This is a genomic window from Bradyrhizobium sp. AUGA SZCCT0177, assembly GCF_018130125.1.
GTDB lineage: Bacteria > Pseudomonadota > Alphaproteobacteria > Rhizobiales > Xanthobacteraceae > Bradyrhizobium.
The window spans coordinates 233,545-246,769 of record NZ_JAFCMA010000002.1; the positions used below are offsets into that span (position 1 = coordinate 233,545).

Genomic DNA, 13,225 nt, shown 5'->3' on the forward strand with positions numbered 1-13,225 from the left:
TCAAAGTCGCCCTAATTTGCTCTGTCGGGAACCGGACTTTAAGTGATAGATTGGGTCATCATCGGAATGAGCTTGGCAATTACCGATGCAGCCGGTCAAACGTATCGCGCTTCGTTTTTTGGGTGGCAAGATCGCGGATCAATGCCGCTTCGGCTGCGTCCCTACGAAGTGTTTCGAGCGAGGCTTGATAATCCTTCACGGGTTTTCAGTCCCGGTAGCTGCGACCTGGTTGTTGAACAGAGCGCACCGACTACGCCGAAGCGACCCGTCGGGATTGAACGTAAGAACCGCTTGCAAAATCTCATCCGACGCGCGGAAGTGCAGGACAACATCGCTGCCGTCCCATTGCAAATCGATGAGATCGCCGGCACGCGTTTCAACGAACCGTTGATGCCAGTACGCAGCGATGGCGTGCGTGCAACGCAATTCTTTCTTGCCCCCACAGTCGCATTGCAGGGAAGCATCATCGGCATAACAATCAACAATTAAAAGGTCGCCCGCGCGATAGGCATCGAGCCAATCAATCGCGATTGCTATCAGATCAACGGAAGACATCGTCCCATATCCACGCCCGCACGGCTATCATTGCGCGCTCGAAGCGCGCGCAGATATGAGCAAAATTACGCGAAAATCGCTTGTTAACGTGCGCCGACTTTTTGTTGCTTTGCCTCAACCGCGAATGGCACAAACTGCACATGCCAAGGGATGCAAGCGGGTATATCGTGTTGAATTCGCGAACAATGCCCCGTGAGAGCACCGTGCCATGGCAATCGAATTCCTCTATCGCGCAGGCATCATCGCCCTTGGCCTGATGAACGTCGGGCTGGTTGCTGTCCTGTTGTTCGCAGGCCGCTAAAGCCGCAGCCGGCGACTTAAAAATAGCGGCTCATCGCCGGATGCATCCGCTCATGACGTCCAGTGCACTAAACGGCCGCCGTCATGGGCAGGGTCTCGGATGTGTGCCTGACTTGACGCTGGCAGCCGAGCGCCGTGCCACCGGCGCACGGCCGCCTCAACACGGATTAGTAGCGCGGGCAAACCCAGTTGCCGTAGGTATCGTAGCCGCAGCCGCCGCCGTAATAGGCCCCTGCCGCCGCAGCGCCAACAGCAGCCGCGCCGACCGCTGCCGCACCGTAGCCCCGACGATACCCGTAGCCGCCATAACCGTAGCGACCGCCGCGCACTGCGACAGCGCCACCCCGAGCGCCTCGAACTGCGACCGCGCCGCCGCGGTAGCCACCACCGTGAAATCCGCCACCACCGCGATAAGCGCCACCGCCGCGACCACGGGCGTAGGCATCGTCTGGGATCAAACTGGCGGTGAGCAGAACAAGTGCCGCAAAAGCAGCAAGAATATAGCGAAGCATGGCTGAACCTCTTTCTACAAACCCTGCCGGACAGGAAATTGCTGCGCTGTCAGTGTGGGGCATTGATGTAGATCAACGGAACTTTTGCCTAAATTCATGGGGCGAGATGTCGGGTGCTGGCGGGGCTGGAACGCAAGCGGCGGGTCAAGGGCGGCGCGGCGCTCCGGCTTTATCTGCCAGCGCGATCTGGTTCGCTTCCGGGGTGAGGCCGGCGCTGTCAAGTGCGGCGCGCCATGCCGGCATCCCGATTACGACTGAAAGTGTGGGGCTGGCGATCAGATAGACGGGCGAGCCACCCTCGCGGAAAGCCATTTCGATATCGGGAAGGAACCGTGGTCTTAAGCGACGGGGACCGCAGCGTACCATGCTGTGCTCAAGCGTGGAGAATGCAATGGCTGGCCTTGGCCTGCCCTGAGATCAGCGCGTTCACGCGCGCCTGCAAGCGCTGGACCGGAATGACCCCAAGCCAGTGTAGCGGTTATCGGCCGCGGGACCGGCGTCGGGATTTTCCTTCGACAGGCATCAGGTCGCCACGTGCCCGTCGCTATCCGCCGCAGTAAAGGACAACGGCGATTTAGGCCGCGTTCAGCCGCGACAAATGTACCGAACCAAACCCACAAAGATCGTCAGCGCAATGCGGTGCCAATCGAGGCGCCCGCATCGTTCAGAAGAAACACCGGGTGCCAGCGGAATTTGCGCGGCGCTCAGACGAGCGGCTGATCGAGGAGCTGTGGGCAACCGTCGGTGTAAATCAATGGCAGTTTCAATCACTCTTGGTCGAACGTCGCGGGTGCCGATCCAGGCGAAGTCTTTGCGCTCGCATGCGCTTTATCTCGTCGTCGAGAGCGTCCATTTCCTCAGTGCGTCGCGCGTTCTTGGATTTCGGCGCATCGGCGGCGCGCAGTTTTTCCAGTGCTTTCTCGACAGAGAGTTTCGGTGTTTCGGCCATGGCAAACCTCATATCCGAGCGAGGCACGTTCGGCCCCCATACAACCTCGTAGCGGCGCCGGCTACCGTCAGAACTGACGCGGCGACCCGAATTAGTCTTGGCGATCGCGAAGCTTGCTCCCAGTGCTTCAGATACTGCGCAGGCGTCCGTTGATCTAGATCAACAAGAATGTGCGGCGACGAGTTTTCTTACGCCCCGATGCCCGCCGGGATCACCAGCAGGAGAGGATCCGGAAGGCAACCGGACGGCCCTATTCCGAGGAGCGGCCAACACCATGAACTCTCTGCTAAGGGAGATCCGAGAGACTCCGTTGCTGTGGATGCTGATATTTGTGCCCGCCGTGCTGATCGCAGCCAAGGTTGTGCCGACCGCCCATACGCTCCTGTTTGTGCTCGCAGTTCTCGCAATCGTTCCGCTTGCTGCCCTTCTTAGTCATGCAACCGAAGCCGTCTCCGAAAAGACGGGTGACGCAGTCGGTGGGTTGTTGAATGCAACGCTTGGAAACTTGACCGAGTTGATTATCGCTGTCACTGCGCTGCGAGCCGGAGAGTACATGCTGGTGAAGGCGTCGATTGCCGGCGCTATCGTCACCAACTCGCTTTTCATGCTGGGAGCCTCCTTTATGTTGGGTGGCCTCAGGTATCATGTTCAGGAGTACAATCGTGCAGGAGGCAGGATGCATTCGGCCTTGCTGTTGATGGCGACCATTGCGCTCCTTGCTCCGGCAGCGGTCTCCGAACTCGATTTGGCGCGCGGCGAGGTGATGGCTCAGAATTTCAGCGCCGCCCTGGCTATCCTGCTCATCGTGGCTTACGGATTGAGCTTGCTTTTCTCGCTAAAGACCCACAAGGAACTCTTTGCGAGCGAGGATCACGGCGAGGCGGGGGAAACAAAGTGGCCGATCAACCTAGCGGTCGGAACACTCCTCGCTGTTACCGTGTTGGTGGCGCTGGTAAGTGAAATTTTCGTTGAGTCGGTGCAACACGCGGCGACGACACTGGGGATGAGCCCGGCTTTCGTCGGGTTCATCATCGTCGCCCTGGTCGGTGCTGCAGCTGAAATGGCCGTGGCCTTTTCCGCGGCGCGCAAGAACCGCCTGGATATGAGCGTTAGCATCGCGCTCGGAAGCGCGTCCCAGATCGCGCTGTTTGTAGCACCGGTGCTGGTGCTCCTGAGTTACGTCGTCGGGCCCAAACCAATGGATCTGCAATTTTGGCCCGGTGCCGTGACCATGGTGATGATCGCGACCGTGACGGCGACCTTCGTTACGAACAGCGGTCGTTCGGCATGGTTCATCGGCGCTCTCTTGATATTCATCTACGCAATATTTGCCATGACACTCTATATGGTTCCGCCCGGATCGCACGGACTGGCGTAATGTAAGGAGTGTTCGATCCTGTAGGAATGAGCGCCGCAGCGTACCGGTTTGAGGGCAACGAAATAGGCGCGACATGCGACTAGGCTCCTACAGCTGCTTCACTGCGTTTCTAGCCATTATCTCGTGCACGTCTCATAGCGCGATCGCGCAGAGCCTTACGCCGTTCCGCTATGAATCCCAGGCGCAACGCCATTGTCCCGGGGACATGATCGTCTGGCTCGATTTCAGAACAGGACGCTATTACCTGAAGGGCCAGAGGCGTTACGCGTCGGGATATAGCGGCAGCTTCGTATGCAGGAATGAGGTCCGGAATAGCAGCTACCGGCGCTCGCCCTTGGGCTTGAGGTAGGCCTGAACCGTCGTGAACGAACGCGCCGTGTCTTCCGCGACCTCTCGACACCGCAGTGCGCTCCAAGCGCCCCGTGCAGGTTCAGGTCCGGACGGGGCAGTTATTGTCGCGCTGAAAGTGTTTCTAACCGAGCTTCAGTACCAGATGGAGTGTCTGCGGGTCTCGGCGCGCGGCGGGCCTGAAGCCGAACTTTCCGAATACCTTTATCATCGCTGCGTTTTCGGGCAGAACTTCTGCCGTTAATTCTTGCAGCCCGGCATCGCGCGCGAACTTGACGAGATGACGCATCAGGATCGAGCCGATGCCTCGGCCTTGCCAGGTATCGACGACGACAAATGCCATCTCGGCCCGCCCGGGCTCGAAGACAATGTACCTGCCGCCTCCGGCAATCACCTTGCGACTGGCTTCCTCTGTGATCGCGACAATCGCGACGTGATTCTTGAAATCGACGTCCATGAAGAAGGCGCGCTCCTTCTCCGAGAAGTGGCGCTTCATGACGAAGAATCGGCGCTGCAATGATTGCGCGCTGGTCTTTTCGATCGCAGCGAGCATGTCTGCTTCGTCCTCCCGCCGGAGCGCGCGGATTTCGACTTGGCTGCCGTCGCGCAGCAGCTCGCGTCCGGTGTAGTTGATCGGCTCAGACATTGGGCCTCATGTGCTGGCGAACAAGGCTGCCGTCTCGATCGACGTCCGCCGATGAAGCCCGGGCCCGGATTGCGGTCGTTTGATTTGGATCAAGACTTCAGCGCGAAAAACGGCCGGTAGCTTGACGACAGCATGCCCACTCCCAGATGAGGGCGCGTCCTTGAAAACCTTTCGCCAGCTCCGGTCCGGAGAGGACCTCATCCAGCTTGCGATCCGGCTCGGATTGCTCGCTTTCCTGGTCTACTGGACGTTCGTTCTCATCCGTCCCTTTGTGCCGATCCTGGCCTGGAGCATCGTACTCGCCGTCGCGCTCTATCCTGTCTTTAATCTCCTTTCCAGGCTTCTCGGCGGTCGTCCGAGGCTCGCAGCGGCAATTCTCACCGTCATCAATCTCGCCATCGTCATCGGGCCGGCGACCTGGCTTGGCTTGAGTGCAGTGGAGGGAGTGAAGGATTTCGCCGCAAATCTGAGCGCTGGTAACCTGGCGGTTCCATCACCGCCGGACGGCGTCAAGAATTGGCCGCTCATCGGTCCTCAGCTTTTCGAGCTCTGGAACCAAGCGTCCGACAACATTCGAGCGGCCCTGCGCGAGGTGGTGCCCCATCTGAAGCCGTTGGCTGGCACCATGCTCGGCCTCGCGGGCAATGCCGGCGTGGGAACGTTCAAGTTTCTCCTGTCTGTGGCGCTGGCCGGCTTTCTCTTTCCCTACGGCTCGCAGCTAGTAGGGGCGGGCAGGGGCTTTCTCCATCGCATCGTGCCCGAACAGAGCGAACATTTTCTGGAACTGGCGGGTACGACCATACGCGCGGTATCCCAGGGCGTCATCGGCGTCGCGATCATCCAGTCCCTTCTGGCGGGCATTGGCTTCAAGCTGGCAGGCATTCCCGGCGCCGGCCTGCTGGCCTTCGTGGTTATGATCCTGACTATCGTGCAGATCGGCGCGGCGATCGTCCTGGTTCCCGTGATCGTCTGGATCTGGATCGACAAGGACTTTACCACAGCGGTTCTGATGACGGTGTTCCTGGGCATCGTCGGCATACTCGACAACATCTTGAAGCCGCTCTTGATGGCGCGCGGCCTGACGACGCCGACGGTCGTCATCCTCGTCGGGGTGATAGGAGGAACGCTCGCGCATGGAATTGTTGGTCTCTTTATCGGACCGATCATTCTCTCCGTGTCCTGGGAATTGACGGTCGCCTGGATACGCATCGATCGTACCGACGCGACATTGCCGGATCGACTTTCGAACGTTGACATAAATCAACGTTCGATGCCGCGAGGCTCGTTGAGTGAACTTCCCGACAAGTGAGGTCGAAACATGGCGATGGACAAAGCAACGTTGCCGGGCGGTCCGATGTCAGGGCTAGTCGCTTCGGCTGTAGAGTACATGATGGACGCTGGCCAGCGCAGCGTCCTGTTCCTGGACGTCCTGCGTCAACGCGGCGATCAGTATCGGGAACACGTGGCGCAAACGGCACCGCATGTCCTGCAATACGCCGCCGAACTGATCACCGACGGCCGCAAGCTGGATGAACCGGTGAATTATGCGCTCGTACGCATCATTCCGCCCAAAGGCGTCGAAATAGATCTCGACCGGCGACCGTTCATCGTGGTCGATCCCCGCGCCGGGCATGGTCCGGGAATCGGGGGATTCAAGGCGGACAGCGAAATCGGCGTTGCGATGAAAGCGGGTCATCCCTGCTATTTCATCGGATTCTTGCCCGAGCCGATGCCTGGACAAACAATCGAGCGCATCGCGCGCGCCGAAGCCGTGTTCATCGAGACGGTCATCAGCCGCCATCCGCAGGCCGACGGCAAGCCTTGCGTGATCGGAAACTGCCAGGCCGGCTGGGCCGTCATGATCCTGGCGTCGCTGCGGCCGGAACTGTTCGGACCCATCATCATTGCAGGCGCGCCGCTTGCCTATTGGGCAGGCGTGCATGGCAAAAACCCGATGCGCTATTCGGGTGGCCTGCTCGGAGGAAGCTGGCTAACCGCGCTGACTAGCGACCTCGGAGCCGGCAAATTCGACGGCGCCTGGCTCGTGCAAAACTTCGAGAGCCAGAATCCTTCGAATACGCTGTGGACCAAGCAGTACAACGTCTACTCAAAGGTCGATAGCGAGGCCGACCGATACCTCGAATTCGAACGCTGGTGGGGCGGGCACGTCAATCTGAACGCCGAGGAAATCCAGTTCATCGTCGATGAACTGTTCGTCGGCAATAATCTCGCCGCCGGTCGGATCACGACGTCTGACGGTCAGCCGGTCGATTTGCGCAATATCAGATCACCGATCGTGGTATTTTGCTCAAAGGGGGACAATATTACCCCGCCGCAACAGGCGTTGGACTGGATCCTCGATCTCTATGCAGACGTCGACGAAATCAGGGCCTACGGTCAGACGATCGTCTACACGGTTCACGAGAGTGTCGGCCATCTCGGCATTTTCGTTTCCGGCGGCATTGCCAAAAAGGAACACGCTGAATTTTCCAGCAATATCGATCTGATCGATGTCCTGCCGCCCGGTCTCTACGAAGCAACTTTCGAGGCCAAGGGCACCGATACGACGAATGCCGACCTCGCCGCCGGCCAGTGGGTGATGCGCTGCGAGGCGCGGACGCTTGAAGACATCCGTGCCATGGGCGGCAATTCTCCCGAGGATGAGCGGCGGTTTGCCGCCGCCAAGCGCGTTTCGGAAATCAATCTCACGGCCTACAAGAAGTACCTCCAGCCCTGGATCAAGGGCATGGTGAAGCCTCAGGCGGCGGAGATGATGCGCAATCTGCATCCGTTGCGGCTTCAGTATGAAGCTTTCAGCAGTCGGAATCCGTTCATGGCGATGGTGAAGTCGCTGGCGGAGCGGGTGAGCGAGGATCGCAAGCAGGTCTCGACAGACAATCCCTTCGTTGCCTTTCAGGAGCAGATCTCCAAGCAGATCGTCAATGCGCTGGACAGTTGGCGGGATTCGCAGGAGGCGCTCAGCGAGGCGACCTTCCTTGCGGTCTACGGCTCGCCGGCGTTGCAAGCGGCTGTCGGAATCGATCCGCAATCGGCCCCATCGCGCCGGCAGGAAATGTCTGCAGCACACCGTGAAATGCTCCAGAGGCGGATAGCCGAGCTGAAATCCAAAATCAGCGAAGGCGGCCTTCGCGAAGCGGCCATTCGCGGTCTTCTGTATGTCGGGTCGGCGAGGGGGATGGTGGACGAGCGGAGCCTAGAAGCATTGCGCAACGTTCGCCGTAGCGACTCCGGAGCGCGGCTAACGCTGACAGAGTTCAAGATGCTGGTCCGCGAGCAATTTTTCATGCTTCTGCTGGATCAGGAGGGAGCACTGGCCGCGATACCGAAGCTCTTGCCCGACAATGCAAAAGCACGCCAGGCGGCTTTCGCAGCGATTCGCGAAGTGCTGTCCGCGAGTGCCGCAATATCGGGAGAGGTCGCGAAGCGTCTGAAGCGTGTTGCCAAACTGTTCGGCGTCGATGCGGGCGAATTTTCGGATAAGGCTTCGAAGGGCGCCCCTTTCGATCCGAAGGCGAAGGCATCGTAGCGTTTACTGGAAAGATCCGGAGCGACATCATGAAAGCCATGCCAGCCGATTCAGGAAAAGCGCGCTCTCCGAGCAAGTATGACCGTCTGATCGCCGCGGCCAAGGCGGTGCCACCGGCGCCGACCATTGTCGTGCATCCCTGCGATGAAACCTCGCTGCGCGGCGCCGTCGACAGCGCGGCGGCGGGCATTATCCGGCCGGTGTTGGTCGGGCCTGAAGGAAAAATCAGGGATACGGCCAGCAAATACGGCCTCGATATTTCCGGCTTCGAGATCGTCGATGCCCTGCACAGCGAGGCCGCGGCTGCAAAGGGTGTTGAGCTCATCCATGCCGCCAAGGGCGAGATGCTGATGAAGGGCAGCCTGCACACCGACGAGTTGATGCGTAGCGTCACGGCAAAGGTGGACGGCCTGCGGACTGACCGGCGGATCAGCCATGTGTTCGTGATGGATGTGCCGGCCTATGCCGAGACGCTCTTTGTAACGGACGCGGCCATCAACATCTTTCCAGATCTCGATGCCAAGCGGGACATCATCCAGAACGCGATTGATCTCTATACGCAAGCCGGCTTCGGCAAATCACCGCGTGTGGCGATCCTGTCCGCCGTCGAAACCGTTACCTCCAAGATTCCATCCACGATCGAGGCAGCGGCGCTCTGCAAGATGGCGGATCGCGGGCAGATCACCGGGGGCGTGCTCGACGGACCACTTGCCTTCGACAATGCGATCGATGTGGAAGCGGCACGGATCAAGGGAATCAAATCCGAGGTTGCCGGCCGGGCGCAGATCCTGCTCGTTCCCGACCTCGAAGCCGGCAACATGCTGGCGAAGAATCTCGCCTACTTCGCCAAGGCGGATAGTGCCGGCATCGTGCTCGGCGCCCGGGTGCCTGTCGTTCTGACGTCGCGTGCGGACACAGCGCGCGCGCGGATGGCGTCCTGCGCGGTTGCGGCTCTCTATGCAAATGCAAGGCGCCAGCGTGCTCCAAATGTTGCCGCGTGATTGCCATGGATACGATCCTCGTCGTCAATGCTGGCTCCTCGAGCGTCAAGTTCCAGATCTTTTCGGTCGAGGGAGAGGGAAAGCTAAAGCGGCTGATCAAGGGCCAAATGGATGGCATTGGCAGTCGTCCTCGCTTGCGGGCGAGTGGCGCGGACAGTGATCCATTGGCCGACCGCGCCTATCCGATCGAAGCGGTTCCGGATGTTCCGGCCGCGATGGGTATCGCAGGCGGATGGCTGCGCGACGAACTTCGCATTAGCCCGATGGCCGTCGGTCATCGCGTCGTTCATGGCGGTCCGGACTTTGACCGGCCGGTGCTGATTGACCACGGCGTCGTAGCCCGGTTGGAGCGGTTCGTCGCGCTGGCCCCGCTTCATCAGCCGCATAATTTGGCCCCGATCCGGTCGCTGCTGGCCAAGTTTCCAGCTCTTCCGCAAGTGGCCTGTTTCGACACCGCGTTTCACCGCACGCACGACGCCGTGGCTGACTACTATGCAATTCCGCATCAGCTTCATGCCGAGGGCGTGCGGCGTTACGGATTTCACGGTCTCTCATACGAATATGTCGCGAAGACCTTGCCGCAAGTCGCACCCGCAATCGCAAAGGGGCGGGTGATTGTCGCCCATCTCGGTAGCGGCGCCTCCATGTGTGCGCTGAAGGGGGGACGCAGCATTGAGAGCACCATGGGGTTCACCGCCCTCGACGGGCTGCCCATGGGAACGCGCCCGGGGCAAATCGACCCTGGGGTCCTGCTCTATCTGATCTCCGAAAAGGGAATGTCGGCCGCCAATGTCCAGAACTTCCTCTACCGCGATTGCGGATTGAAGGGGCTCTCGGGCATCAGCAACGATATGCGTGAACTGGAAGCTAGCGAGGATCCCAAGGCGAAACTGGCGGTCGACTATTTCGCTTATCGCATCGGCCTCAACGCCGGCATGCTTGCGGCCGCGTTGCAGGGGCTGGACGCTTTCGTCTTTACCGCCGGTATCGGGGAAAACTCGGTGGCTATCCGGGCACGCATCGCCGACCAACTGAGGTGGCTTGGGGTGACCCTCGACGAGGCCGAGAATTCCCGCCACGCGCGCCTGATATCCCGTTCCGACAGCCGTATTCCGGTCTACGTCATACCGACCGACGAGGAGCTGATGATCGCGCAGCATACATTGTCGCTGCTGTTGAACACGCCATCGTCCAGCGCCAGGCATGAGAGGGTGTCATGATTCCCGTATTCCCGGATTCCAAGGTCGCCCTGAAGGGCAAGAAAGGCCTGATCGTCGGCATCGCCAACGACCAATCGATCGCATGGGGGTGCGCCAAGGCCTTTCGTGCACTCGGGGCTAATCTCGCCGTGACCTATCTGAACGAGCGTGCCAAAAAATACGTCGAGCCGCTCGCACAGGCATTGGAGGCGCCGATCTTCATGCCAATGGATGTCATGGTCGAGGGCCAGACGGAGCAGGTGTTCGAACGGATCGGGAAGGAATGGGGCCAGCTCGATTTCCTGCTGCACTCGATCGCCTTCTCTCCGAAGGAGGCGCTCCATGGACGCGTGGTGGACGTCGGCCGCGACGGCTTCCTCAAGACGATGGACGTTTCGTGCTGGTCGTTCATGCGAATGGCCCATCTGGCCGAACCGTTGATGAAGAATGGTGGAACCATGTTCACCATGACCTATTACGGCAGCCAGATGGTGGTGGAGAACTACAATGTGATGGGTGTGGCGAAAGCGGCGCTCGAAGCAGCCGTTCGCTACATGGCCGCGGAGCTGGGCCCGAAGGGCATCCGCGTTCACGCGATTTCACCCGGGCCGCTCGCCACGCGCGCAGCGTCGGGGATTCCCGAATTCGACGAACTGATGGACAAGGCGCAATCGAAGGCGCCGGCGCGCAGTCTCGTCAGTATCGACGACGTCGGCAACGCAACCGCATTTCTGGCGCTCGACGGCGCCAAACTCATCACGGGCGGCGTGCATTATGTCGACGGCGGCTATCACATCATCGACTGAGTGCGTTTGACGCTGTCCGCCGCGCCGCCTAGCGATAGTGCAGGGCGATCAGCTCGGCGACGCACGCGGGGCGCTTGCCGCCCTCGATCTCGATCACGAGATGATAGTTCACGCGCAAGCCATCCGGCGGCACGTCTTCCGCTTCCGCGACCGTAACGCGGCCGCGCAGCCTTGAACCCGCCGGAACCGGCGCAAGATACCGTATCCTGTCCGCCCCGTAGTTCAGGGTGTTGCGCAGACCTTTCAGCCCGATCACCGATCGAATGAAGAGCGGCGCGAGCGCGAGCGACAACAGTCCGTGAGCGATGGTGGTGCCGCCTGGCAACTCCTTCTTCGCGCGCGCCTGGTCGATATGGATCCACTGCTCGTCGCAGGTCGCTTCCGCGAACTGGTTGATTCGTTGCTGCGAGACTTCGACCCAGTCGCTTGTGCCGATCTCGGTGCCGAGAGCGGATTTGATCTCGTTGAAGTCGCTGAATATCCGCATGCTCGTTACCTTGTCAGATCCTCATTTCGGGGACCGTATCGGGAATGACGAGCTCGGCATCCGTTACGGCGATGACCTCGGCGATGCTGACACTCGGCGCGGTTTCCAGCAGGGTCGCTTTACCCTCCGGGAAGGCGATGACGGCCATGTCAGTCACGACCAAACTTACCGGCCTTGTCGACGTCAGCGGCAGGGTACATTTGGCGACGATCTTCGATTTGCCCTTAGCAGCATGCTGCATGGCGACGATAACCCGCTTGGCGCCGCTGACGAGGTCCATTGCCCCGCCCATGCCCGGCACCATCTTGCCGGGGATCATCCAGTTGGCGAGATGTCCATGCGCGTCGACCTGCAGGCCGCCGAGGACCGTCACATCGACATGGCCGCCGCGGATCAATCCGAAGGATATCGCGCTGTCGAAGGTGCTGGCACCCGGCAGAGCGCTGATCGGGCGTCCGCCCGCGTCTGTCAGAAGCGGATGAGCCATGCCTTGCTCCGGCACCGGTCCTGTACCGATCAATCCGTTTTCCGACTGAAAGAACACCGTAAGCTCCGGTGGAACGTAGTTGGCGACCAGCGTTGGAATGCCGATCCCCAGGTTCACGAGATCGCCGGTATGGAGCTCCCGCGCGACGCGCCGGGCGATGATCGTCTGTGCATCCATGGTTCACCTGTTTGTAATCAGGTAATCGACGAGCGGCGCCGGGGTCATGACGTGATCGGGTGCGATGACGCCCACGGGCACGATGTGCTCCGCCGTTACGATCACGGTGTCGGCCGCCATCGCCATCACCGGGTTGAAATTGCGTGCGGTCAGCGCGTAGGTGAGGTTGCCGAGGTAATCGGCCAGAAAGGCGTGGACCAAAGCAAATTGCGCCCGCAGCGCAGTCTCGAGCAGAAACGTCGTTCCGTTTACCTCGATCTGGCGCTTGCCTTCGGCCACCGAGGTGCCGACGCCGGTTGGCGTGAGTACGCCTCCGAGACCGCAACCACCCGCGCGAATGCGTTCGACGAAGGTCCCTTGGGGTACGAGGTCGACGGCGAGCTGATCGGCCAGCATCTGCTGCTGCGCCTTCGGATTGAGGCCGATGTGGCTTGCGGTGAGGCGCGAGACGAGTGTCGCATCGAACAGTTTGCCAACGCCTTTGCCGGGTACCGCAGCGTCGTTGCTGATCAGCGAAAGACGGCTCTTTTGTTGCCTGACGACCTCGTCAAGCAGGCGCTCCGGCGTTCCGACGCCCATGAACCCGCCGACCATGATGCTCGCCCCGGCCGGGATCATCGCAACGGCTTCTTCGACGGAAACTGCCCTCATGATTGAAACTCCAGTCGATCAATGAAAGGGCGGAAGTAGCAGCGATGATGAGGAGGGCCGTCGCCGCATCTTTGATCTGCGTCAAGGCTTTCCGCTATTCCGCGCGGGGAATGGTAATGTCGACGCCTTTGAGCGCTTGCGCCCATAACGGGCGAATCTGCCACAAGGCGGCGGGTGTCTCT

14 protein-coding genes are annotated in these 13,225 nt (G+C 60.4%); 6 read left to right on the forward strand and 8 right to left on the reverse strand.

Going from position 1 to position 13,225, the window contains the following annotated elements; translation table 11 throughout:
• Nucleotides 1-195: 195 nt before the first annotated feature.
• The 4 genes from JQ597_RS03490 to JQ597_RS03505 form a co-directional block, all read right to left on the reverse strand.
• Nucleotides 196-555 carry a hypothetical protein gene (locus JQ597_RS03490; RefSeq protein ID WP_212262842.1) on the reverse strand — a complete coding sequence of 120 codons (360 nt, stop codon included), beginning with the start codon at nucleotides 553-555 and terminating at the stop codon, nucleotides 196-198.
• 467 nt (nucleotides 556-1,022) lie between these two features.
• Nucleotides 1,023-1,367, reverse strand: a complete 345-nt coding sequence (locus JQ597_RS03495; RefSeq protein WP_212262843.1) for a hypothetical protein — start codon at nucleotides 1,365-1,367, stop codon at nucleotides 1,023-1,025.
• A gap of 144 nt (nucleotides 1,368-1,511) precedes the next feature.
• Nucleotides 1,512-1,679 carry a hypothetical protein gene (locus JQ597_RS03500; protein WP_212262844.1) on the reverse strand — a complete coding sequence of 56 codons (168 nt, stop codon included), beginning with the start codon at nucleotides 1,677-1,679 and terminating at the stop codon, nucleotides 1,512-1,514.
• Nucleotides 1,680-2,130: 451 nt separating this feature from the next.
• Nucleotides 2,131-2,316: a hypothetical protein gene (locus tag JQ597_RS03505; RefSeq protein WP_212262845.1), complete on the reverse strand. Its 186-nt coding sequence runs from the start codon at nucleotides 2,314-2,316 to the stop codon at nucleotides 2,131-2,133.
• Nucleotides 2,317-2,590: 274 nt separating this feature from the next.
• Between JQ597_RS03505 and cax the strand changes: the two genes are divergently transcribed.
• Nucleotides 2,591-3,694, forward strand: a complete 1,104-nt coding sequence (gene cax, locus JQ597_RS03510) for a calcium/proton exchanger (RefSeq protein WP_212262846.1) — start codon at nucleotides 2,591-2,593, stop codon at nucleotides 3,692-3,694.
• Nucleotides 3,695-4,166: 472 nt separating this feature from the next.
• On the opposite strand, the gene JQ597_RS03515 is transcribed toward cax, so the two are convergent.
• On the reverse strand, nucleotides 4,167-4,688 hold the full coding sequence (locus JQ597_RS03515; RefSeq protein WP_212262847.1) for a GNAT family N-acetyltransferase: 522 nt from the start codon (nucleotides 4,686-4,688) through the stop codon (nucleotides 4,167-4,169).
• A gap of 160 nt (nucleotides 4,689-4,848) precedes the next feature.
• Between JQ597_RS03515 and JQ597_RS03520 the strand changes: the two genes are divergently transcribed.
• From JQ597_RS03520 to fabI, 5 genes are read left to right on the forward strand one after another with little or no spacing between them, the layout of a single operon-like run.
• On the forward strand, nucleotides 4,849-5,997 hold the full coding sequence (locus tag JQ597_RS03520) for an AI-2E family transporter (RefSeq protein ID WP_212262848.1): 1,149 nt from the start codon (nucleotides 4,849-4,851) through the stop codon (nucleotides 5,995-5,997).
• Nucleotides 5,998-6,006: 9 nt separating this feature from the next.
• Nucleotides 6,007-8,235 (forward strand): DUF3141 domain-containing protein, encoded by a 2,229-nt coding sequence (locus JQ597_RS03525; RefSeq protein WP_212262849.1) that lies wholly within the window; start codon nucleotides 6,007-6,009, stop codon nucleotides 8,233-8,235.
• Nucleotides 8,236-8,273: 38 nt separating this feature from the next.
• The gene (locus tag JQ597_RS03530; protein ID WP_212262976.1) at nucleotides 8,274-9,236 is read left to right on the forward strand and encodes a phosphate acetyltransferase; all 963 of its coding nucleotides are present in this window, start codon (nucleotides 8,274-8,276) and stop codon (nucleotides 9,234-9,236) included.
• Between the two features lie 5 nt (nucleotides 9,237-9,241).
• Nucleotides 9,242-10,456: an acetate/propionate family kinase gene (locus JQ597_RS03535; protein ID WP_212262850.1), complete on the forward strand. Its 1,215-nt coding sequence runs from the start codon at nucleotides 9,242-9,244 to the stop codon at nucleotides 10,454-10,456.
• Entirely contained in the window at nucleotides 10,453-11,241 is a 789-nt protein-coding gene (fabI, locus tag JQ597_RS03540) for an enoyl-ACP reductase FabI (protein ID WP_212262851.1), read from the forward strand. Before JQ597_RS03535 ends, fabI begins: the two co-directional genes overlap by 4 nt.
• A gap of 28 nt (nucleotides 11,242-11,269) precedes the next feature.
• Here fabI and JQ597_RS03545 read toward each other — a convergent pair whose 3' ends face one another.
• From JQ597_RS03545 to JQ597_RS03555, 3 genes are read right to left on the reverse strand one after another with little or no spacing between them, the layout of a single operon-like run.
• On the reverse strand, nucleotides 11,270-11,728 hold the full coding sequence (locus tag JQ597_RS03545) for a MaoC family dehydratase (protein ID WP_212262852.1): 459 nt from the start codon (nucleotides 11,726-11,728) through the stop codon (nucleotides 11,270-11,272).
• A gap of 13 nt (nucleotides 11,729-11,741) precedes the next feature.
• A complete protein-coding gene (locus JQ597_RS03550) occupies nucleotides 11,742-12,392 on the reverse strand; it encodes a 3-oxoacid CoA-transferase subunit B (protein ID WP_212262853.1) in 651 nt (216 codons plus the stop codon).
• Nucleotides 12,393-12,395: 3 nt separating this feature from the next.
• Complete coding sequence (locus tag JQ597_RS03555; RefSeq protein WP_212262854.1) at nucleotides 12,396-13,043, reverse strand: CoA transferase subunit A; 648 nt, start codon at nucleotides 13,041-13,043, stop codon at nucleotides 12,396-12,398.
• Nucleotides 13,044-13,225: the final 182 nt, after the last annotated feature.